Origin of the sequence: Vibrio sp. Y2-5 (genome assembly GCF_014596725.1) — a bacterium.
In the GTDB taxonomy this organism is placed as follows: Bacteria; Pseudomonadota; Gammaproteobacteria; order Enterobacterales; family Vibrionaceae; genus Vibrio.
On record NZ_JACVEG010000002.1, the window covers coordinates 1 to 23,827 of the forward strand.

The following is a 23,827-nucleotide window of genomic DNA, read 5'->3' on the forward strand; positions in this document are numbered from 1 at the left end:
AGAAAGGTTGATTCTTATTGCAGATGAATTCACAAAAAAAATAAGAGTTGCTTAATATATTTTCAGCTGTGATATTGTTCAAAGAAATATAGTGGGAATATGCTACGCGCATAGAAAATAATGAGAACTGCCTGTAAATACACTATTGCTCGTGAAGCGGAACGTTCTTGCATCGTAATCTCTCAGCAACTCATATGGAAAAGTGTGGTGAAGTTTGTGGCTCGGCCTGCTACTGAACATGGCATAAGAAATGTACGCAAACTTTAGGTTGGCAGACTTTTAAACATTTCTGAGCTAGCCACATCAGTTAAATCGAAGATGGACAAAACCTTGCTAGTGTTTTTACTTAAACTAGCAAATCACAAATTACCACAGGTAATGGAAAAGATGATTGTATAGATTTGATCTATTGAAGCCGACGAATAAACGTCGGCCTATTCCGATAGTCGTTGAAAAATCAGCTCATGATTTCGTCAATAGTAATATAGTCACCAACACGACCAGCCATTTGCTCTGCTTCTGTATTTACAGGTAATGTTTTTTTACCTGGACGCCATCCAGCAGGACAAACCTCACCAGTTTTTGTTGCGTATTGCCATGCTTCAACCTGACGTAAAAATTCATTCACGTTACGCCCTACTGAATCAGCTTGTACTTCCTGAGCAACACAAATACCGTCTGGGTTAAACAAGAATCGTCCACGTAATGCTACGCCTTCTTCTTCAACCAGCACTCCAAACATTCTACTGACTTCCTGGTTTGAATCTGCACCAATGGTGAGTTTTAATCCTTTTAGTAATGGCTCTGTTTCAACAAAACGTTTGTGAGAGAATTTTGAATCAACAGAAACGGCCAGAATCTCTGTATTCAGCTCCTGAAATTCGTCATATTTAGCATTCATCGCCGCAATTTCAGTTGGGCAAACAAAAGTAAAATCAGCAGGGTAAAAACATACTACTACCCATTTACCCTTGTAGTCAGAACTAGAAACCGAAGTGAAATGTCCAGTCTTCGCATCAAAGGCATCCATGGTGAATTCAGGCATTTCACGTCGCACCATTGTTGAACTCATACTTACTTTCTCCTTAGGTAATTCCTCAGAAACATTTTGCTCAATCTTTTTACTTTTTATTGGGATTAACCCTGTATCACAGCCCATAGGAATCCACTCCTTTCTTAAACCTATTTGCATGCAAAATTATTAGCATATGCCAATAATTATTATGTCAAATGTCACAAATATGCAAGGGAGTTTTTGTGTGAGTATAAAAATAGGAAAGGCTAAACAAGTTTATTGCTCAACAAACGTAATAAAACAAAAGAATTACCTTTGAGCATATTCCTGAGGTGTACAACCAAACAATTTTTTAAAAGAAGAGATAAAGCTGCTCACACTGCTATAACCCAGCTCATGCGCAACCAAAGTAGTATTATAACCCTGAGAGATCTTCTCCAGAGAATTCATCAAACGAAAACGGCTACGCCATTGACGGAATGTGAGTCCTGTCTCTGCTTTAAACAACCTTTCGATAGTACGGACACTTGCCCCTACTTGATTTGCCAACTGTTCAAGTAACAAAAATTGGTCAGGTTGATTAACAATAAGGCTGATGAGACGTTGCAGGCGAGGATCATGTCCTGATGGAATATAGAGTTCTAATGCTTCCAAAGACTCAAGTTCATCAAGAGCAACCAAGCCTAAGTTATTTGCTCTTTCTTTTGTGAGAGAGTCTGCGCGTTCTGTAAGCCTGAGTATTACTTCTCGCATTAACGAGCTCATTTTTAACATGACGACTTTATCGGAATTCTGGCGAACACAAAACGAAGGATCGACATATAAATTCCGGGTCTGAGTGGCAGTTTCATTACTCACCTGATGGTAATGACCGCCCGGAATCCACACAGCATGCGTAGATGGAACGACCCACACCGCTTTTTCACTGGTTACACGTAATATCCCCTTAGCTCCCCAAAGAAGTTGCCCTCTGGGATGAGCATGCAGCTCGATCGCAGACTCAGCAACCATACTACGACTGTGGGTAAGCACCGGTTTAGCAGGGTCTAAGACAAAAGCAACATCACTGGGTGATAACATTGTCGTGTTAGGAATATGTTTTGACATCCTGTCTCGTTAAAACGTAGCAAAAAAAGGTATTTTAGAAATAACTCAACAATATATCTAGAGCCTATTGATCCTTTAAGTCAACAGAGCCTAATAATTATAAATTTCAGGAGAAATACATATGGTCAGCCGGCTAAATGTAAAGTCATTCGCTGTAATTATCGCTTTGGTATTTGCACTTGTTATTAGTATTTATCCATTTCCAGGTCAGTCCGGGATATTTTCCCGGAGTGCCTCAGTTGTCTTAGTTACACTCGTTTTTTGGAGCTCAGGATTCGTTCCTCCCTTTCTGGCTAGTTTGATCTTCTTTTCTTTAGTCACAATATTGGGCCTGATTTCACCATCGATCGTATTCGCGGGGTTTGCTTCTACCGCTGTATGGCTTATCATTTCAGGGTTTATCATTGGCGCGGCAATTTCCAAATCCGGGTTGGGCCAAAAACTTGCGACATTGATTTCACCCTATTTAACAGTCAGTTATCCACGCCTTATCGCCGGTTTGGTATTTAGTGCTATGGCGCTGGGGTTTATTATGCCCTCTTCTGTCGGTAGGGCTGTGGTATTAATTCCTATCGGCATGGCATTAGCTGACACTATTGGACTTAAAAAAGGCAGTAACGGGAGAATAGGAATTGCCACTGCCCTAGCAATTTCATGTAATATGCCCAGTTTTGCGGTATTGCCCGCCAATATTCCAAACATGATTTTAGCTGGTTCCAGTGAAAACCTTCTAAATATTACCTTTGGCTACACTGAATACCTGCTACTTCACTTTCCCATATTAGGTATCGTTAAATCTTTGGTCGTCATTTGGTTGGTACTGCGTATTTTCCCTGACGAAATTTCAGCTCCGTCAGCCAATAAAGACACCAGTAACGAAAGTTTCATTTCCGACCAAAAGATGCAGAAGAAAGTAGGTATTTTGCTCGCTATCACATTGTTATTCTGGATAACGGATACTATTCACGGCATTAATCCTGCCTGGGTAGGTTTAGTGACAGCAATTATTCTCCTGCTACCTAAATGGGGAGTTGTAGAACCAAAAGCATTTAATAGCTCCGTTGATTTTGCCACAGTAATTTTCGTTGCAGGTGCTTTAGGGCTAGGAGCGCTAGTTAATGAATCAGGAATTGGCTCGGCATTAGGTCAGCTATTCGGACATATACTTCCAGCAGACCAAGACAGCTCATTTCTGAGCTTCATGGCACTGTCTATCATTTCAACTCTCACAGGATTAATCGCAACAATCCCAGGTGTTCCAACGGTATTAACACCTATGGCCGGAGATTTCTCTCAAATAACTGGCTTCTCTCTACCCGCAGTAATAATGACTCAGGTAATTGGTTTTTCAACCGTGATTTTTCCATATCAAGTGGGACCATTGGTCGTTGCAATGCAATTATCAAAAGAGCCTTTGTCTAAGCTGTTAAAAATTACTCTGCCGTTAACAGCCATTACTGTTGTTGTGCTGATGCCTTTAGATTTCCTATGGTGGCAACTACTAGGCTGGATTAGTTAATAGCTCCCCGCCACTAATAACTTATTTAGTCAAAAAGCAAAATAAATAGAGCCTGACTCCTGCAATGCGGTCAGCTTCATTAATGCCTATATTGATAGTTTACATAGTAGCCCTTTGATTTATTAGAATCATTCTGCAGATAAATGTAGAAAATCTCGTATACGCATAAAGTTATTCGACCTACTTATATAGCGTATGCAATATATATGTACTCTATAACAATTCATTTGGTTAAAAGCTACTTGTCGCATTGGAAATATAACTTGGCACATTACCTACTTAAAACGCCAACCATACGAGAGTATATTAGCTTTAACTAATGGCAATACCCAACACATAACTGACGACGCAGTTAAGCGTGTTAAACCATGTGGTGGATAGACCTGAATGATAGTTTGAGGTTAGTTAGATTTCGCTACAACCTACCAAATAAAAGGCTTGATATGAAAGACTTATCCATAAACCATCTACCCTCTGAGAAGGAAGAAAGCCGACTAATACATTTCCCTATTTCAATGTTCTCTGTTGTTATGGGTTTGAGCGGGTTTTCAATTGCATGGCAAAAAGCTCTGGGGATGTCCTTTCCTCTGGTGACAACATTTACCAGTGCTTTGGCGAGTGTCGTAATGATACTGGTTAGTGGAATTTATCTGCTAAAACTCATCCGCTATCCAAATGCAGTAACCGCAGAAACAAAACACCCAATCAAGATTAATTTCTTTGCCGCTTTCTCGATAAGCCTTTTGCTTCTTTCCGTCGTTTGGCACAGGTTTGAATCTCTTTCCTGTTTTTTGTGGGGGATTGGAGCGATCGTTCAGCTGTCGTTAACTTTATTGGTTATGCATAGCTGGATACACCACGACCACTACCGACTAGAGCACGCTAACCCGAGTTGGTTTATCCCTGTTGTCGGTAACATCATTGCTCCAATTACAGGCGCTAAGCTGGGCTTTATCGAAATAAGCTGGTTCTTCTTCGGCGTTGGTATTGTTTTCTGGATGGTACTATTAACCATCATTACCAACCGTTTGATTTTCCATGAAACGTTACCAGCACGTTTTAAACCTATGCTGTTTATATTGTTAGCGCCACCATCTATTGGGTTTGTCTCCTATAGTGCGCTAGTGCCAGAACTGACTGATTTATCGAGAATACTTGCCTCTGTAGCACTATTTATCGCTATCTTGCTAGCAATCAATATTAATCAATTTAGGAAATGTGGTTTTTATCTTTCTTCGTGGGCTTTTTCATTCCCGCTAGCTGCCTTTAACGTAGCTCTATTTAGATATGCAGAGTTAACGCAATCATCAACGTGTTTATATCTTGGTAAAACACTATTAGGGGGCCTGACTCTTCTTATTCTGTGGCTTTCGTTTAATACACTCAAAGCAATAAAAGCCGGTGAAATATGCAAACCAGAGTAAATAAATTTAAATATACAACTGAGGTAACGTTATGAGCAAAAATTATACAGACATTAATCAGCAACAGCGCAAATTAGGTTCCGCTTTTCGAAAAGAGAGCCCGGATACATTTAACGCTTTTTTAAGCCTTCACAAGGCTGCTTTCGCGCCCGGTGCAATGGAAACTAAGTACAAAGAGCTGATCGCTGTTGCTATTGCTATCAATGTCCGTTGTGATGGCTGTATTGGTTCCCACGTTGAAGCGGCTGTCAAAGCAGGAGCTTCCAGAGAAGAGCTAATTGAAACCATTAACGTGGCTATTTTGATGGGAGGTGGCCCTGCCGTTATTTATGGAACGCAAGCGTTTGCTGCTGTGGACGAGTTTTACCAATAATTAATTGTTCCAGTTACTATACCCAAACTACATGGCTCTACAGGTAAGAGAAGTAAAGATTTCTTATATGAGTATCCTTTGAGAGGTTATCAAAGGATACTTTCAAAAGATGTTAATTCTTTTTTAAACTGACCTAATACAGTCATACATTACTACAGGTAGACCAATTAATGGCAGGAGAAGTGTGCACTAAGTATTAGGCTAACAACTATTGGGACAAAGGTGTGTTTACCGTAATTAGCGATGGTACACCTCAGGGCTACTACATCTCAGTTTCTCATTGCAAATGAATGTAACTCGGTACGATTTCGACCATTACGCTTAGCCTCATATAGCGCATTGTCTGCATGTTTAATCGCTTCACGTACAGATTCCGTTTGTCCTTGCCAATAAGATACACCAATTGAAATGGTCACACGGCCAACAGCCTCAAAATGACAGACTTCAATGGAACGACGTATTCGCTCTGCAACAGCAAAGGCCTGCTCGGAATCTGTATCAGCAAGAAAAATAACGAATTCTTCCCCCCCAGAGCGGCAAACGATGTCTTGAGTTCTTGCTTGGGCTGTCATTTTTTTACTCACGCGTTTTATTAGCTCGTCCCCCATATCATGACCAAAGGTATCATTGACCTTCTTGAAATGGTCAATGTCCAAGGCCAATAACGAAAACGGCCTGTTCTGCTCCTTAAATTGATCAATCGCTTTCTCAAGGCCTCTGCGATTGAGTAATCCCGTCATGGCATCAGTCAACGTATCAGAATGCAGCTTATTGATGGTATTCGATACGATGCTAAAGGCATTCAAAAAGCTCCGCCTTAAGTGGTTGACTTCAAAATACCACGCGTTGATTCGTGTTAAATTTGATACCGTGGTTTGATCATTTTCTATATCAGTAACGGCATTAGCTAACTGTTTTAGCGGTCGTGTAATAAATACAGAAAGTCCCCATATCAACAACAACGTTACTAAACCAAGTGGTAGTCCCTCCCACATAACGTCATACATTTGTTCATCAAGGCTTTCTAGGGCATTACTCTTCGGTTTCTGAACCACCACACCCCATCTGGAATTGTTCACAGGCGCATAACCCGCTAACATTTCAATTCCCTGAGAGTTGGTGATTTCAGCGTACCCATCTTCACCGTTGATAACGGCAGTGATAACCGCGTTATTTTTGATAACTTGCCCAATCCGCATTTCATCAGAGTGAAAAATGATGGTTCCGTTCCGGTCCACTACATACATATATGAGCCATCACGATAGCTGTGCTTACCTAAAATCGTATTTAAGATGTTTGCCTGCTCAAGATACAACGTACCACTGACATACCCTAGGTAGTCTCCGGTTTCAGAGTAAATAGGATGGGAAATGCTGGTAATATAATTACCCGAAGGTGATACAAAAGGGTCCGTGATGAGAGGAGCTTTGGCATTCAAAGATTGACGAGCTTTCTCTTGAGTTAAGACAACGCCTTTCACTGCTAACGTCTCAGGCGATATTGCAATGATGGTGCTTTCCGTATCCACAATAACCACTGAGTTAAAAGAGTTTGTCTGCAATCTCAAACGGTCAACTTCACTGTCTAATGCTTGAACATCGTCCATTTTGTCACTCAACTTACTTGCGCTGAAATTCAATTGAGACATTGCGGAATCAATGAAAGTATCCGTCATACTTGCCATTTTTTCTGCATAGACCCAATTCGACTCCATCGTATTGTTGAGTATCAAGGCTTTCTGTACTCGGTACACCGAATAAAAAGCATTCAGCAACGTGATGGCGACACTGAATACGCATAAAAGCAAAATCAATTTTCTTAAATTTAATTTATTAAACATTTAGAACGATTGACTCCAAACCATCATTCGGTATGTAGACCGAGACTTACACTCGGCCACATAAAAGAAATTCATTAAAAAGAATTCAAAGAATGTTACAACACATCGAACGTTTTAGCATATTAACAACCCCATAAAAACAATTAGCTGTTATGCACGCTATATATGCATTGGAGATAATATTTGGCCGAAATACGATAAGCTCCATTTTACTAAACGCTAAACTGATTAGAAAAAATAGGTCAAACATCCATCAGTAAAGTTTAACGGAAAAGCGTGCTAACTTTAAATGGGGCAAAGGTGAGCCAGCAGAAGCTAGCGCACAAAAATGAAGCTCTAGTCGATTGTCATGCTCGTTCGTTAATTTTGGACGTGAGGATATGATCTTCCCATTTCCCTGCTATTTTTAAGTATTTCCTAGCAATACCTTCTTTCTCGAAACCAAGTTTAAAAAGCACTCTTTCACTCGCAGCATTATGTGGCATGTACGTCGCCATTATTCGGTTAAGACCAACGACGTCAAACATGTAGCCTATCGAAGCTTCAAGTATTTCGGTCATATAGCCTTGGCCTTCAAACTTTTTGGCAATGGAGTAACCTAAAAAGCAGGCTTGAAAAACACCACGAGCTATAGCCGTAAAACTGCACACACCAACAATTTCACCAGTATCTTTGTCCAAAGCAACAAACTTGACTTCACTACCTTTCTCAAACGCCAACTCACTGGCTTCACACAGAGACCGCCAATTGTCTAAAGTATAAAATTCATCTGTACGAAGTGGTGACCATGGAGCTAAATGTTCACGATTTTCGAGTTCGTAAGAAAGCAGATTTGAAGCATGCCTGTTAGACATTACTTCTATTCTAGTCCTTGTCGTATTTATCATTATCTCTCCGGGCACAAAGTGCTTATTAGTGGCCTAAAGGTCGCTTTTTCATCGCGTTATTATGCTGCCAGCCTCTTAGCACATCAATTGATTATCCGTTGGTTAATGACAAGAAAATGAAGTTAGATTGCAAATGGCGCACCTCTACTCCCCCCTCGGATAACTTGAATTAGGTCAAACTGTGATTTTTGAATCTGAGCTGAAAGACAACCCTGAGAAACTTTGGGGTACTTCCGAGTTAGAAACTGCCTACTGAAACGACTTCAGGCAAAGACCGTTTCAAGTTGACCTAATGAATGCACAGAAATGGCACAGAACTACCGTCTTTAGCAACTAAACCACTACTAACTCCACCCCTGGTAATGATAAAATCTCTGCACCAGATTTACCGAGAAACCCTATGTTTATTCATCATGTTAATGGCATCGACTGGCTGGTGATTACAGCTTTTGAAGAATTGAAAACTATATTTATCGAAGAAGCGGGGGCCATCCCCTCTTACTTCTCTGCCGCCAGCGAATTAAACCCGCTTGATCAAGCCAAGCGTGCTTATGGATATTTGCCTCCACTCCAGGGCGTGATCACTGATACCGGAACATTTCAAAGCCAAGATAACGAAGAAGATTTGAACCCACAGCTTGCCTGCCTAGTTGAGGGGCATGGTCGGGTGTTTATCTATCACAGCGGCTTTGTGGCTTTTGTGAATGACGAACAAACTTTTATTACCCGAATGGGCTGAACATTATTCAGTCATTTGAAATTGGAGAATTGGCATCCTTAGTCGTTCGTCCAAAAGCGTTTTGTTTATTAACTGGGGGCGAATTGAACGGGGCCGAACCAATCGATTCACCTTTTGTTGGCTGAGGACTTGAACACTAGAGCTGATAACTCGCTACAATAACATCAGTTCGTTTTTGAGGCGGCGTGCTGCTCAATCATGAATACGATCACTTCTTCCTTTAAGCAAGATTTGCTGACATATTGGCGCTGTTTACCTAGATGAAGGATGAATCCTAAATCGGTTTGTTCAAGTTGGTCAATTTCACTCCAAGCGATGTAGCGGTCGATTTCACCGCTTTTGTAATTCACACCGTTCGCGTTAACTTGAAACACCACTTTGTTGCCACGACTTGAGCTGATGGTTTGTCGCCATAACCACCAAGTTCGCTTACAGTAAACACTGAACGCTTCAATAACACTCAATACGATAAAGAACCAACCGACATAACCGTTAGGTAACAGCTCAAACTCTAATAGAACCGTGCCAAAAATAAGAAAGAGTATCCCTTTCAGATACGCTTTTGGGAACTTAGCAGGCTGACTAGTTTGATCATAACACTCGGCAAAGAAAGGCTTATCGAGCGTATATTCTGTGGTGAAATCGAAATCTTTAGACATGTATGGGTACTTTAAGGTCTCTGTGAATAGGTATTCCAGTTGCAATCTTGGAACACGAGCATTGTATCGCGTCTCAGAGCTTATCTTTAGCAATATTGATTCTGTTTTGTAAAACAATAATACCAAAAGATGCTAGGCGCTCTGTATGCGATACACAGACAACTCAATACTAACCCTTGGTACGCAGAGGATGCGGAAAATAAGTTAGAGTTACGCTCGATACTTGATGAGTGTATGGTTTGTTTATTTCTATTTAACACCTGTTTCAGACAGCATAGTTTTTTATTTTAGAGGGTCGTTATCTGGCAATGCATTATGCATCCAAAGCGCAAGTCTGTGTTTAATGTTTGCGCCGTCGAGCTTGCTGTCAGGTAATGGAGTGATTTGTTTGGCATCGACCAAAAATAGGTAAATCGCTTTTACTCTTACTGGTTGTGGCGACTTAGGAAGGTCAAAACCTTGCAGTGTTGCCATCTTCCCACCTATCTCAAGCGCCTTCTTAACCAGTTTGTCTTCATTCTTAAGCATGGATTTTTGTGACATTGATAGAAGCCTCTTCTTAGTTTCAACTAAGAATACATTAAGTGTCTCCAATGGCGTGTTAGTAAACTCTCATATTGATAAGTTTAGGCTGCAACATTCATTAAGTGCTTAAAAAACACACGAAACAGCGAGTTAATGGGAGATTCCATGCAGAGATATTGCGCGATCTGACAACATCAAGCTGACACGTTGATGGATAAATGTGAGTCATCGCGGATTGGCTTTCTCGGTAAAAACTTAATGAATCATGAAACCGGGATGATACATACCGCTGTCCAACCATTAGGGTAATCTGTGAATGGAACCTTATTATCACTGGTTACATGGTTAACTCCGAAATGTTTTAGATCCTCAACTGAATAAGTCCAACCGTCTAAATGCCCTTTCTTATCTGCAGCAATACAAGATGGTTCTGCTTTCATTAGAGCGAAATCATTCAACTGACCGTAGATAGTAATATCTTCATTTACTCCTATGTGTTTAAAAAAATTGCGTTCTAATGTGGTTATAGTGTGCCAATGTCTCCAATCATATGAATCTGCATCGGCACCAGGCTTGAAATTCTTTTGTAATGCTCCCCCATGCCACCCTACAACAGCTCCCTTGTTAATATGAACTGAGGCAGCCGCAGTAAAAAAATAATTAGCGCAGGAGGAAAAACATTGATCCACTGTTAATGCGATATCGTGATCATAAATCCACCGTCCCAACTGCATTGCAGGAATAATATCTCCACCTTCACTCTTAACCGTCATATAACGAATATCACCTTCATATTTTTCTATTTCTGAAAAGGCATAGTTTATTGAGTCATGGGTGATTTCTCCTCGAAAAAACAACCGGTCATTTTTTACATATATTTTTTTTGCTAATGTGGAAATGTCCTGACTTGCACTCACGCTTGAACTATTAGAAAAAGAAATGCTTAAAAATAAAAGAACTAAATAACGACAAGTATTCAAAACACCCTCCATAATCAACAGATTGAATATAGGTGGTAATACTATTCCTTTTATACGAAAAAACAACTCTTAGTAAACTTCGATTGCCTGACAACCTAAATCTTGAATTTATGGACTTGCTCTGTCAGTTCATGAGCAAACCTATTTAACACAATTGAATGTTCAGCACCTTTGCTTGCTTCTTCATTTAACTGATCTGAAATTTGCTTAATCAATTCGGTGTTACCATTTATTTCACGGCTAACAGCAGCCTGCTGTTCGGCTGCAGTAGCAATATGAGTAAACATATTATTGATATCGACTGCAGAGCTACGAATGATAGAGAATACGTCCACAGCGTCACTGGTATTCTTCACACTTTGCTCTGCTAACTCATGGCAATGATTCATTCCATTAACCGCTTTCATAGCGGTATTCTGAAGTTGACTGATCATTTGACTAATTTCTTCTGTAGAATTTCGAGTCTTCAAAGATAAGCTTCTTACTTCATCCGCGACTACAGCAAAGCCTCTACCCTGTTCACCAGCTCTAGCTGCTTCAATTGCAGCATTTAGTGCCAATAGGTTAGTTTGTTCTGCAATTTCATTTATTGCCGAAACAATTAGGGTAATTCTTTCCCCCTGTTTATGCAGCGCATCAACTACGGAGCCAGCATTTTGTACTTCTTCCAACAGCTCGCTAATTGATGCCTGACTTTTATAGACTAAATCGTTCGCGTTTTGACTAACGTCCGTCATTTGACGCATGCGTTCCGCGGCGTGTTCAGCATTGTCCGCAATATCATCTGTTGTAGCAGACATTTCTGTCATCGCGCTTGCAACCATAATGACCTCCGCCTGCTGATTGACTATCATCGCTTGTCTCTCATTGGAAGCATCAGAAATAATTTCCGCTTGCTCTTGAACTTCCGCTGAAAGCTGGCTGATAGAAAATATTAAGCTGTGCATTTTTTTGACAAATAGATTGAAACTAATTGCTAGTTTTCCAACTTCGTCATTACTTTTAGAGTGGATAGATACGGTGAGATCACCCTGCCCACTAGCAATATTGTCTAGTTCAGTTGCGACTGTTTTTAGGTTTGACAACAAATATCTCAATATCATTGTCAGCATAATGATAGATACTAAAATAATAACTACTGTTGCCAACACCTGATATATTAATAGCTCTTTAACCGGCTCTAACAATAATAATTTCTGACTCATCATAACCAAGTACCAATTAGTATTCGGTACTGATGAAATCGTGCCCAAGTAATCAATACCATTGATAGATATCGGAATTAACTGCTCGCTGTCTTGTTGCTCAATGAGTGTTTTAACAGAAGAATTGTTTCTCACAGATGCAAAGATCTCATCTTCTTTAAACTTACTAGAATGCGAGATAATCTTGCCATCTTCAGAAAACAAAACAGAAAAACCATCACCCGGAACTTTCACACTCAGGATGTCATTGTGTATTTTATCCAGTGGAATAGATGCCATCGCTACACCACGTAACTTGTTACCAGATAATATTTTTTTTGATACTGTGGTAATGAGTTTTCCACTGGATGAACCAATATAGGGTTGGCTAAGGTATACCGTATCCCTCGACAATGCATTCTTATACCAAGGACGTATCGTTGGATCATAATTATCCTTGGTATTCAAACCTTCTGCTCTGTATGTATCTCCATTCGGTGTACTAAACAACACCGAACCAAATTCTCCAGCACGGCTTACTGTATCGATTTCACCTATTAGTACAGAGGCGTCATCAATTCTGTCTAGTGCAGAGGAAAAAGCTTGTAATACATTCATTCTTTGACCAAACCACTCTCCAATAGCTTCTGCATTTCTTCTTACATAGAGGCTATTTGATATGGAAATGTTATCCATTATTTGTGCTTGAATTCGATTAATAGCAATACTCGCTTGTATTACACTAAAAATAGATACAATGACGCAGCAAATAACTAAGATTTTCTTAGTAAGAGACATATAAAATTAAACCTTATCGACTTTATCTCCAATTTCTATTAAGAAATAAACGAACAAAAACTGGATCATGAAATGTACTATCCATAAAAATGGATAGTACATGTGTTGAATTAAGCAGTAAGAAGATTTAACTCTTTGTTATAAAGAGGGTCCTTATCAAAAGCCAAGTAATGATAGATTTTGTCTTTATTCTCTTGAAGTCCAGACATTGCCTCTAGATATTCGCCTACCGTCGGAAGCCGTCCAATAATTGCCGTAATTGCCGCCAGTTCCGCTGATGCAAGAAACACATTTGTATTTGTTCCCATACGGTTAGGGAAGTTACGAGTAGAGGTTGAAACAACTGTTGTACCTTCCATTGCTCTCGCTTGATTACCCATACATAGAGAACATCCAGGTTCTTCTATACGTCCACCAAATCGGACGAAGGTGTTAAAACACCCTTCTTTACGGAGGCGAACATCGTCCATCTTGGTAGGTGGTGCTAGCCATAATTTCGATTGGACAATTTGGTTCTGTTCTGACAGCAACTGCGCAACCGCTCTGAAGTGACCAACATGAGTCATACATGAACCAATAAAGACTTCTTCTACCTCAGTTCCTGTTACATCTGACAAAAGCTTCGCATCATCAGGATCGTTAGGACAACAGAGAATAGGTTCTTTAATTTCATTGAGGTCAATTTCGATAATTTCTGCATACTCAGCATCTTCATCGGCTTTAATTAGAGTCGGCTCTTTCAACCACGTTTCAATAGCATGGATTCTATTTGACAGAGCCGTACGATCGCCATAGCCGTTATCTATCATCCAGTTCAACAGAGTGATATTAGACTTCATATGTTCGATCACTTTATCTTCTGAAAGTGCAATGCTACAAGCTGAAGAAGACCGCTCAGCAGAAGCGTCCGTTAGTTCGAATGCCTCATCAACACTTAGATGTTCAAGTCCCTGAATTTCGATGATACGACCAGAAAAAACGTTCTTCTTATTTGCTTTTTCCAGAGTGAGCAAGCCTTTCTGAATAGCGAAATATGGAATCGCGTGAACCAGATCTCGCAAGGTAATACCTGCCTGCATCTCGCCGGTAAACCGAACAAGCACAGATTCCGGCATATCTATTGGCATAGTGCCTGTCGTCGCAGCATAAGCGACCATTCCAGAGCCTGCTGGGAATGAAATTCCCACAGGGAAACGCGTATGGCTGTCTCCACCAGTACCAAGAGTGTCTGGAACCAGCATACGGTTCAACCATGAGTGAATGACACCATCGCCCGGACGAAGGGCTATACCACCTCGAGAATGGAAGAAACCCGGTAATGTATCATGCAGTTTGCTATCGATAGCTCTTGGGTAAGCAGAGGTATGACAGAAAGATTGCATAACAAGGTCAGCGCTAAATTTCGTACAGGCGAGATCTTTTATCTCATCGCGAGTCATACCACCCGTTGTGTCCTGTGAACCGACAGTAGTCACTTTAGGTGTGCAAAACATTCCAGGTTTTATTCCTTCAACACCGCATGCTCTACCGACTATTTTTTGCGCCTGAGTAAACGGCCCTGTTGCCTTCTCGCTACCCTTTTCTGTTGATGGCAAGCTTAGTGCGTTACGCACCCGATTCGTTAGAGACTGACCGATTAGGTAAGGAACCCGACCACCAGCGCGAACCTGTTCCAAAATTGAATCATGCTTTAACTTGAAGGCCGCAATTTCCGAATTAGAACCGTGCTTACAGATAACACCCTGATAAGGGTAAATATCGATAACGTCGCCAGTATTTAGCTGAGTAACATCAACTTCAATTGGCAAGCTTCCGGAATCTTCCAGTGTGTTGAAGAATATCGGCGCAATTTTCCCGCCTAGTACAACGCCACCAGCCTTTTTATTGGGCACATAAGGAATATTGTCACCGATATACCAAATTAGTGAGTTAGCCGCGGATTTTCGAGAGGAGCCCGTACCGACAACATCCCCAACAAAGCAGATAGGATGGCCTTTAGATTTTAGCTGTTCTATTTGAGCTACCGGACCGGTGACACCATCTTCATCTGGATGTACACCATCGCGTGGGTTCTTATACATACTTCTCGCATGTAGAGGAATGTCGGGGCGAGACCAAGCATCCGGAGCAGGTGAAAAATCATCCGTTGTGCTCTCGCCAGACACTTTAAATACTGTCATCGTCAAGCACTGAGCAACCTCGGGACGACGAGTAAACCATTCTTTGTTTACCCAGCTATCTACCACTTCCGCTGCGTATTTATTACCCGCTTGCGCTTTAGCAACAACATCATCCGATTTTTCGTAAACCAAGATGATACTTTTCAATTGATCAGCCGCTGTCTGGGCTAATTCATCGTCATCTAGGATTGTTATGAGCTTATCAACACAATACCCGCCTACCATACTTCCTAACAGCTTTGTTGCTTCTTCTGGGCTAATACCATTTACACTTAGCTTCTGTTGCGCGATAGCAAACAGCTTTTCAGCTTTGACAAACGCTGCGTCATCCACGCCTGCTGGAGTTTGATAGGTAATAAGTTCAACCAATTCAGCAACGCGTAAGTCATTGGTCTCAGTCTCAAGCAATGAAAAGCAAGCGGTTACCTCTTCAGCAGATAAAGAGGGTTTAGTCACGCCAATCACATCACGCTCTTTACACTTATTAATGTAATGCTGGTAAATTGTATCCATAATACTATTCCTATTTTAATGAATAGTACTATTGTCATTACTTTGTATTGTCGGTAACGTGATTAATAACTAACTGCCCACGTAGCATAAAGAACACTATGTTTTTTATGAACATAAATTTTTATGATTCTTCGGCTAGGCTCATTTCCGTACTGGGAATATATATGGAGAATAGCGCGCCTCCCAACTCTGATTGATCGACTACAATAGTTCCATTAGAACTGGTTACAATATTATTTATTAGATTCAAGCCAATCCCATGATTCGGATCTTTTTTTCTGGTGAATTTTCTATCAAATATTTTATCTATTTCTTGCTCACTAATACCGCAACCACTGTCTTCAACTTCTATTATAAAATCGTCACCTTCATACACATACAGTCGAACCGTTCGGTCACTACCTTTTGTTGAAATAATAGCTTCAAACGCATTATTTAATAGATTACCAACAATACAATTCAGTTCATTTTCACTGATAGGCATGGTATCTGACTGAACATAGCTAAACGGATCGACTTCTAGAACAATGCCAAGCTCTTTAGCTCTTGAGAGCTTGCTTAAAATTAAAGCTACAAAAGTAGAACACTGAAACATTTTTGACAGGTTAAAAATGTCACTTTGCTTACTTTTATGTTCGTCTTTAATAAAGTTAATGGCTTTATCGTATTGTTCCATTTGCAGTAAGCCATATACGATTGACAGCTGATTATTAAATTCATGGATTATCGCACGTAAGTTTTCTTTGTCATTGTTGGCATAATTTATAATTTGCTCGAGTTCTTCTAATCCCTTTTTAATACGTAAGCTAATGACAACACCGGATTTTTCACCTTGCTCATCATACATAAAGCGTCTGTTCGCAATAAACTCTTCCCCATTGCATGTCATGGGATAGTTTACAATCTCATCCTTGTTTGAAATATCAAAAAATTCAATAGGATATAAGTAGTCTGAAATGTGTGAACCATTCACTTTATCGCGCCCATCTAGAATGTTTAGGTCGCGCAAAGCGGAGTCATTAATCACTAAAATCTGGTTAGATTTATCTACAGCGACAACACCTTCAAAGACTGTATTAAGTATTCCTTGTCTCAACTTTAAAGCCATCTCAATCTGCTGAGGTGTTTGGTGAGACATTTTTTTTCTGAGGTAATGAACAAATTTCAAGCTAAAGAAACCAAAGAAAGACAGAAGTAGCAACGCCACTATGAGTGTCGATAAATACCTTTTCGACAACGGACCCAAAGCCTTGTGGTAATTAATTCCAACGGATACGACACCACAAAATTTTTCATCAAAAAAAACTGGAACTCTCGCTTTTATTAAAAGCTTATTTTCTATTCCCGTACTAATTGAAGTAACGTCGTTTCCATTTTTTATTTTCTCAAAATCGGCATTCACTAAAGGCTGCCCAACACCTCTACCTTCACTATGATAAAGTCGAATTTGTTGTGTATTTGTTATAGAAACATAGTCTATATCTTCTGGAGGAATATAGTTTTCCATTAATCTAGAGATCATAAGGCTATCTTGATTATATACAGCCTGTCTCAGATTCTGATTGGATGTGATAAGTTTAGCCTGACTTAATGCGAGAGATTTTATGCTATCAACTCTTACAGAGTTAATATTCTCATAAAGAACATACTCAAATACAAATACTACAATAAAAACTGAACATAGCATTATAAGTAAAATTTTCTGAAAAAATGATATCGGCTTCACAATGGTATTTCTCTGAATAAAATTCACTAGCTCAAAGTATACATAAAATCCCTATGTAAGAAACTAATAGAGTTAAAAATTTCATCCTTTAAAAAACATGAAGTTAGGATAGTTATCTTATTTTGTCCATTAACTTCATACTATCAATTATGTTCCAGATTGATATCAATAACCATCACAATCCTAATCTAATTGGAGCGATATGATTGGTTCTATATTCAAGTTTTTGAACCAGCATTAAATCCAATAATTTGAGGATGTAAATATGAAAAAGTTAATTGCTCTATCAAGCGTTGCAGCTGCATTATTACTTGCAGGCTGTGGGCAAGAAAACAAAGCAGAAGATAAAGCAGTATACCCAGCAAAACCCATTGAAATGATTATTCCTTTTGGTGAAGGTGGTGCTAGCGATACTTTCGCTCGTAAATTTTCTACGCTAATGGCCAACGATATGTCTCAACCTATTCAGGCGATCAATAAAAAAGGAAGTAGTGGCCTTGTCGGAATGGTTTATGCGGCTCAACAACCTAGCGATGGATACACTATCTTAGAAGTGACCCCTTCTATGGTGATTGCGGATGCGCTAGGCGTCAGTAAGGCGGTTAAATTTATGCGTGATTTTGAACCGCTTGCACGGATTCAATCAGATGTATACGTATTGTGCCTACCTGAAAACAGTCAATTTTCGTCATTCGAAGATCTGGTTAAATTCGGACAAACTCACCCGGTCACATTTGGTGGCGTAAGCCCTGGCGGACTGGACGATTTAACTCTTAACGCATTAGCTGATGAAACTGGCGTTCAAGTAAAATTCATCCCTTACCGTTCTGGTTCAGAAGTAAAAGCGGCTGTACTGGGCGGTGAAGTCGACATTTACTTGGACAAAATTGTATCAGCGGTCAATTACATTAAAGACGGTAAAGTGAAACCAGTTCTGGTATTGAATGACCAACGTATTGATCAAATTGATGTATTTAAAGAAGTGCCAACTGCCGTTGAACTTGGCTACAACGTTACTATCGGTTCATGGCGTGGGTTTGTTGTTAAGAAAGGTACAGCTCCAGAAGTTAAACAGTATCTGATTGATAAAATGAAATCGGCCTATGACACAAAAGAATATAAAGACTTTGCAGAGCTGAACTTAGTTAATATTCGCCCAGGATACCTTGATGCGGAAGGTTTTTATAAACAATGGGAATCTGAATATAAGAAATTTGACAAAGTCGCCATTAAAGTTGGGCTTAAATAAGCGAGGTAAATAAAATGGGCGAGATAATCTTCCATGTATTTCTTTTAACTGTGCTAGGGTTATTTTTTAACGCTTCACTCGATATCAACACTGCTCGCATGAGTGACCCAATTGGTCCTGCCGGATTTCCTCAGGTCGTTATTATTTTGGCTGTTTTACTTTTAATCCCTTCACTCTATAAAGCCTTTAAGGCTTATAAAGCCCAAGGTGAAATTAGTAAGAATAACGGCAAGATTAAAGAGTTAGATCCAGGTTTCCTTGCGGTTTTATCCGTGATTGTCATGTTCGTATTGGTTATTGATTATGTCGGTTTTTGGTTTGGCGCGGCCATTATCGTTTCGTCGGTAATGTACATTCTTAATCAAAGAAAGCCATTACAACTGGCCTTAACCACTGTAATTAGTGCAATCGCGTTCACTGTTGTATTTGGTAATATTTTGAGCATACCACTTCCGCGCGGTATCAGTATTTTCCAATCAATTAGTTACCTACTCTACTAATATTAATCTGGAGTAAAATAATGGACTTCTCATTATTGTTAGACGCATTACAAGTTATCTTTGTACCTGCGAACTTTATCTTGATCATCGTCGGTATGTTCTTGGGTGTGTGTTTTGGTACACTTCCGGGTATCAGTTCCTCAATGGGTATCGTTCTGATGATCCCATTCACCTATTACATGGGGATCTACCCTTCTATTATTCTGCTTGTTGCGTTGTATGCTGGTTCCGCTTACGGAGGCTCAATTACTGCAATACTATTCAACACACCGGGAACAGCAGAGTCGGTAGCGACCACATTTGACGGTTACCCAATGGCACAACAAGGCAAAGCTGGTAAAGCTCTTGGGCTTGCTATGTCTGGATCTTCATTCGGTGGCATCTTTTCCGTATTAGTCATGCTATTTCTGGCACCCGCACTGTCTACCATCGCATTAGAAATCCAAAGTGCTGAATACTTTGCCCTCACTCTTCTTGGTATGGCATGTATCTCTTCTGTGGGTTCAAAAAACCTTGGAAAAGCACTTGCTACAGGCCTTATCGGTATTCTTATCGCAATGGTTGGTATGGACCCAATGACCGGGGTTTCTCGCCTGACATTTGGCAGACTGGAATTCCTTAATGGTATTGAATATATCCCTATCATGATCGGTTCATTCGCCATGGCAGAGGTATTCAAACAAATCATTGACCGTGCAAATAACAACAATAATACGACTGGTGACACTGGCAAAGTCTCGCTTGAAAGCATCAGCCTTAAAGAGTTCTGGTCTTACAAGGCTACTGTGCTTAAGTCTGCTATCATCGGCACTGCTGTTGGTATCTTACCGGGTACAGGCGGCTCAATTGCTTCTATCGTTAGTTATGGCGAAGCCGCTCGCTCAAGTAAACATAAAGAACAGTTTGGTAAAGGTGCGGAAGAAGGTGTACTAGCTCCAGAAACAGCAAACAATGCTGCGGGTGGCGGTGCGATGATTCCAACGTTGGTACTGGGAATTCCAGGTTCACCAACAACCGCGATCATTCTTGCTGCATTGGTATTGCAAGGTTTGCAACCTGGACCACAGTTGATGACAGAGCAACCTTTACTGCTTTACTGCATCTTCTTCTCAATGTTGATTGCAAGCATCATCGTGTTCTTCAGTGGTCGTATTGCGGTGAAAGCATTCGCGGCAGTTCTTAGATTACCTTACGGCTTAATTGCTCCAATGATTGTGATGTTCTCAATTATTGGTGCTTATGCAAGAACGAACGATGTGTTCCAAATCTGGATTATGTTAGCGTTTGGTATTTTCGGCTACTTTGTTAAGAAATTTAAGTTCTCTTCTGCTTCTTTAATTTTGGGTATTGTATTGGGAAATATGATGGAAGAGACCTTCCGTCGCCAACTACTTATTTCAAATGGTGACTATTTATCTTTCTTCCAACGTCCAATTACCGTTATTATTTTTATTGCTGTAGTGGGCATGATCTTCTGGCCAATGATTAGCTCAAAGCTTGCTATAAGAAAGGAAAAGAAAATAGCTTCAGCTTAAATCGAATTAAACATAACCTAAATTGATCTTAAAAGAAGCCGTTGCATAATATGTAACGGCTTTATTTTTATACCTATTTCATTTTTATCTGAAATTAGTAAACAAATAGGAAGCGTAATTTTATCCATTACGTTCATAGTATCTTTTATTTCCCAAGCAACTCGCTTTGATTATCGCAATTCTCTCTCTTCATTTATCCGAATATAGCCTGACTCCACACAAACAATCTATTAATGAGGATCTTATGACTGAGCAAAAGCTGCCATGTACTCTAATGAGAGGCGGTACTTCCCGCGGGCCCTATTTCCTTTCTACCGATTTACCACAAAGCCAAGAAGAAATAGCCAAAATTTTAGTGAATGTAATGGGTTCAGGTCACGAACTCCAAGTAGAAGGCATTGGTGGTGGCAATAGTTTAACCAGTAAAGTAGCGATTGTCGGCCCCTCCAACCAACCAGATGTTGACGTTGATTATTTGTTTGCTCAAGTAGGCATAGAAGAGCGAACTGTCGATTTTTCACCTAACTGCGGAAATATTCTCTCTGGTGTTGGCCCTTTTGCAATTGAAAAAGGATTGGTTGAAGTTCAAGGAGAAATGACAACGGTAAAAATCCGCAACGTGAATACCAACAAAATCATTCACGCGAACGTACAAACACCAAACGGAAAAGTAAGCTACGAGGGTGACACCTATATCAGTGGTGTAAATAGCCCAGGAGCGCCAATTGAACTTAACTTCATCGGCGTTGAAGGCGCGAAAACGGGCAAGCTATTTCCCACTGGGAATACCACCGACCACATTGGCGAATTTAGTATTAGTTGTATTGATGCAGCCATCCCCGTAATGATTGTTGATGCGACACAATTCGGTAAAACGGGTTATGAATCTCCTGCTGAACTGGATGCCGATACTGAATTCACGAATAAACTTGAAGCACTGCGTTGCCAAGCTGGTGAGATGATGGGGCTTGGAGATGTATCAGAAAAAGTGATACCTAAACCTGTATTAATTGCTAAGCCAGCCAGCAGCCGCGGTACAATCTGCGCTCGATATTATGTACCCAAACGTTGCCACAAAGCGATTGCAGTTACAGGAAGTATTGCTATTACCATGTCACTTTGTCATGACGGAACGGTAAGTTCAGATTTGCTTAAGTTAGAAGAGAAACTTGTAGAATGTTGCATTGAACATCCATCTGGTTTTATCGATCTTAAAATTGCCAGAGAAGGCGATAAGGTATCTTCTGTTTCTTTAATCCGAACGGCTAAGAAAATTTTTGAAGGCTACGTATCACTTTAAAATGACAAATCCTCAGTGACATACCTCATATATAGTATGTCACTGAGGACATCAACAATTTAACCTTTCTGCTTATTATATACTTTGCGAAATACTCGCTGAGGCCGGCCTACTTTTCCATATTCAATATCCGCAACAAGCTGACCTATATTCGTTGCATATTCTAAATATCTTCTGGCAGTTGTTCTGCTAATTGTCGTTTTCTCACTAATATCTACAGAGGTATAACTTTCACCATTATCGAATGCTTCCAATACCCTTTGCAGAGTAATTGAATCAATCCCTTTTGGTCGTTTGGTCATGCTGTCAGAATTGAGGTGTGTATTGTATATCCGTTTCACAAACGACTGGTTGATATTCTCACCTTTCTCAATATACACGCTACGATTAAACTCAAAATAGCGTTCTAATGAGTCAGTAACCTGCTCCAAAGAGAAGGGTTTTAACAAGTAATCAAAAGCACCGTATCGGACAGTTGTAACTGCAGTCTGAGAATCATTGGCAGCTGTTACAAAAATAACATCGACTGGATTGTCCTTGGCTCGTAAATATTTTAACAGATCAAGACCCGTACCATCAGGAAGGAAGTTGTCTAGAATAATTAACGCAGGTTTAAGATGGTTAATCATCACCTTCGCTTCAGCTATGGTCGGGGCTATGCCAATCACTTGGTAAGGATAAAGTCCAGAAATATGCTCGGATAACATACTGGACATTTCTTTAATGTCCTCAACTATTAAGACTGGAATGTTAAACATAGTATGCTCGCTCTAAATACATAAAATTTGTGCACTAAGTTTCATTATTATAATCGTGCTAAAAAAATACCTTTTCTACTAATGTGGCTGAGCACGCACACTATACTCAGTTGACTTAACTAAAACGTAGACTTGTGTACGTAATTTTTTGGCCACAATAACCAGTATGGTTTTAATGGTATTAATTATTAGCGGTGAGGGTGAAAGCAATAATATATGAACGGCTATTGCCGAGAGATGAGATGAGTCAAACTACCACGTGAAACATTGAATCTGATTATAGGTCGCAGTACATACTATAAGGTTAACAGTAAGGTATCTTTAAGCGTCAAATCCAACCACCAGCATACCCACAAGTAAAAGTGGCATACCGGCATGTTGGATCACCTATCACCACCGACTCAAACTTCCTCAGATACCACACGCCTCTCTTTTCGTTTGATCAACAGAATACGCGCCATGTACCAGACAACTACGACATTCACCAAGAAAATACCAACCCCGATAGCACTAATATGAGTAACCATTTCATAAATTTCGAAAGGTAAATAAACACCACCACTTATCAGGGCAAACCACTCAATCCAAACAAAACCTCGCCACAGCCCATACGCTTCAACAAAGCGAATCATTGCATATACAAAGACACCGATAGATAGAATCAGTATTTTCCCTTCCGGTAATGTGCTCATATCGTGGATAAACAAACTGGGAATACGGCCAGCTGGATTCAAATGGGCATGGCTCACAATGGTTTCAGCCACGCGTTGAAGATTCTGCCCTGCCAAAACATGAAGCCCAAAGGCAACGATAAGAGAAAGAAGACCTTTAAATGCTTCTAAAGCCGCAATGGCCTTTAAACCTTTTTGAGAAGAAGTCATACCCACCTCGGGAAACTCAAAATGCATAGCAATCAGACGGCAGTCATCAATATAAGTTCCTATGATCATCGACTACCTTCTGCCACTTTTCCACTTTACCACTTTACCAACCAATTTCTGAACGAAACAGCTAG

20 protein-coding genes are annotated in these 23,827 nt (G+C 40.1%); 8 read left to right on the forward strand and 12 right to left on the reverse strand.

The features are described 5' to 3' along the window. Positions 1-457: 457 nt before the first annotated feature. On the reverse strand, positions 458-1,192 hold the full coding sequence (locus tag HUO09_RS05055; protein ID WP_223159325.1) for a peroxiredoxin: 735 nt from the start codon (positions 1,190-1,192) through the stop codon (positions 458-460). 132 nt (positions 1,193-1,324) lie between these two features. Further along, positions 1,325-2,122, reverse strand: a complete 798-nt coding sequence (locus HUO09_RS05060) for a helix-turn-helix domain-containing protein (protein ID WP_167413614.1) — start codon at positions 2,120-2,122, stop codon at positions 1,325-1,327. 121 nt (positions 2,123-2,243) lie between these two features. Between HUO09_RS05060 and HUO09_RS05065 the strand changes: the two genes are divergently transcribed. The 3 genes from HUO09_RS05065 to HUO09_RS05075 all read left to right on the forward strand — a co-directional run bounded on the left by HUO09_RS05065 (position 2,244) and on the right by HUO09_RS05075 (position 5,438). After that, the gene (locus HUO09_RS05065) at positions 2,244-3,641 is read left to right on the forward strand and encodes an SLC13 family permease (protein ID WP_188233207.1); all 1,398 of its coding nucleotides are present in this window, start codon (positions 2,244-2,246) and stop codon (positions 3,639-3,641) included. Positions 3,642-4,084: 443 nt separating this feature from the next. Further along, complete coding sequence (locus HUO09_RS05070) at positions 4,085-5,065, forward strand: SLAC1 anion channel family protein (protein ID WP_188233208.1); 981 nt, start codon at positions 4,085-4,087, stop codon at positions 5,063-5,065. Positions 5,066-5,096: 31 nt separating this feature from the next. Beyond that, complete coding sequence (locus HUO09_RS05075) at positions 5,097-5,438, forward strand: carboxymuconolactone decarboxylase family protein (protein WP_188233209.1); 342 nt, start codon at positions 5,097-5,099, stop codon at positions 5,436-5,438. A 269-nt stretch (positions 5,439-5,707) separates the two neighbouring features. Here HUO09_RS05075 and HUO09_RS05080 read toward each other — a convergent pair whose 3' ends face one another. Both HUO09_RS05080 and HUO09_RS05085 read right to left on the reverse strand, forming a co-directional pair. Further along, positions 5,708-7,279 carry a sensor domain-containing diguanylate cyclase gene (locus tag HUO09_RS05080; RefSeq protein ID WP_188233210.1) on the reverse strand — a complete coding sequence of 524 codons (1,572 nt, stop codon included), beginning with the start codon at positions 7,277-7,279 and terminating at the stop codon, positions 5,708-5,710. A 347-nt stretch (positions 7,280-7,626) separates the two neighbouring features. After that, the gene (locus HUO09_RS05085; protein WP_223159326.1) at positions 7,627-8,133 is read right to left on the reverse strand and encodes a GNAT family N-acetyltransferase; all 507 of its coding nucleotides are present in this window, start codon (positions 8,131-8,133) and stop codon (positions 7,627-7,629) included. 433 nt (positions 8,134-8,566) lie between these two features. Between HUO09_RS05085 and HUO09_RS05090 the strand changes: the two genes are divergently transcribed. Beyond that, positions 8,567-8,905: a cytosolic protein gene (locus HUO09_RS05090; RefSeq protein WP_167413792.1), complete on the forward strand. Its 339-nt coding sequence runs from the start codon at positions 8,567-8,569 to the stop codon at positions 8,903-8,905. 164 nt (positions 8,906-9,069) lie between these two features. Here the strand turns inward: HUO09_RS05090 and HUO09_RS05095 are convergent, their stop codons facing one another. From HUO09_RS05095 to HUO09_RS05120, 6 genes are all read right to left on the reverse strand, one after another. Further along, positions 9,070-9,564, reverse strand: a complete 495-nt coding sequence (locus HUO09_RS05095; RefSeq protein ID WP_167413793.1) for a YcxB family protein — start codon at positions 9,562-9,564, stop codon at positions 9,070-9,072. 282 nt (positions 9,565-9,846) lie between these two features. After that, positions 9,847-10,107 (reverse strand): DUF5062 family protein, encoded by a 261-nt coding sequence (locus tag HUO09_RS05100; protein ID WP_167410567.1) that lies wholly within the window; start codon positions 10,105-10,107, stop codon positions 9,847-9,849. Between the two features lie 245 nt (positions 10,108-10,352). Then, complete coding sequence (locus HUO09_RS05105) at positions 10,353-11,069, reverse strand: hypothetical protein (RefSeq protein WP_188233212.1); 717 nt, start codon at positions 11,067-11,069, stop codon at positions 10,353-10,355. Positions 11,070-11,164: 95 nt separating this feature from the next. Continuing rightward, the gene (locus HUO09_RS05110; RefSeq protein WP_188233213.1) at positions 11,165-13,051 is read right to left on the reverse strand and encodes a methyl-accepting chemotaxis protein; all 1,887 of its coding nucleotides are present in this window, start codon (positions 13,049-13,051) and stop codon (positions 11,165-11,167) included. 110 nt (positions 13,052-13,161) lie between these two features. Continuing rightward, the gene (locus tag HUO09_RS05115) at positions 13,162-15,735 is read right to left on the reverse strand and encodes a bifunctional aconitate hydratase 2/2-methylisocitrate dehydratase (protein ID WP_373563687.1); all 2,574 of its coding nucleotides are present in this window, start codon (positions 15,733-15,735) and stop codon (positions 13,162-13,164) included. A gap of 130 nt (positions 15,736-15,865) precedes the next feature. Further along, a complete protein-coding gene (locus HUO09_RS05120; RefSeq protein ID WP_188233215.1) occupies positions 15,866-17,470 on the reverse strand; it encodes an ATP-binding protein in 1,605 nt (534 codons plus the stop codon). A 265-nt stretch (positions 17,471-17,735) separates the two neighbouring features. Here HUO09_RS05120 and HUO09_RS05125 point away from each other — a divergent pair, with 265 nt between their 5' ends. From HUO09_RS05125 to HUO09_RS05140, 4 genes are all read left to right on the forward strand, one after another. Beyond that, positions 17,736-18,719 (forward strand): tripartite tricarboxylate transporter substrate binding protein, encoded by a 984-nt coding sequence (locus HUO09_RS05125; RefSeq protein ID WP_188233216.1) that lies wholly within the window; start codon positions 17,736-17,738, stop codon positions 18,717-18,719. A 14-nt stretch (positions 18,720-18,733) separates the two neighbouring features. Continuing rightward, complete coding sequence (locus HUO09_RS05130) at positions 18,734-19,219, forward strand: tripartite tricarboxylate transporter TctB family protein (RefSeq protein WP_188233217.1); 486 nt, start codon at positions 18,734-18,736, stop codon at positions 19,217-19,219. A 20-nt stretch (positions 19,220-19,239) separates the two neighbouring features. Then, positions 19,240-20,754 carry a tripartite tricarboxylate transporter permease gene (locus HUO09_RS05135; protein WP_188233218.1) on the forward strand — a complete coding sequence of 505 codons (1,515 nt, stop codon included), beginning with the start codon at positions 19,240-19,242 and terminating at the stop codon, positions 20,752-20,754. Positions 20,755-20,998: 244 nt separating this feature from the next. Further along, a complete protein-coding gene (locus tag HUO09_RS05140; RefSeq protein WP_188233219.1) occupies positions 20,999-22,054 on the forward strand; it encodes a 4-oxalomesaconate tautomerase in 1,056 nt (351 codons plus the stop codon). Positions 22,055-22,113: 59 nt separating this feature from the next. On the opposite strand, the gene HUO09_RS05145 is transcribed toward HUO09_RS05140, so the two are convergent. Together HUO09_RS05145 and HUO09_RS05150 are read right to left on the reverse strand one after the other, a co-directional pair. Then, a complete protein-coding gene (locus tag HUO09_RS05145) occupies positions 22,114-22,812 on the reverse strand; it encodes a response regulator (protein ID WP_167410576.1) in 699 nt (232 codons plus the stop codon). 401 nt (positions 22,813-23,213) lie between these two features. Continuing rightward, positions 23,214-23,762 (reverse strand): DUF2127 domain-containing protein, encoded by a 549-nt coding sequence (locus HUO09_RS05150; protein ID WP_306464306.1) that lies wholly within the window; start codon positions 23,760-23,762, stop codon positions 23,214-23,216. Positions 23,763-23,827 lie beyond the last annotated feature (65 nt).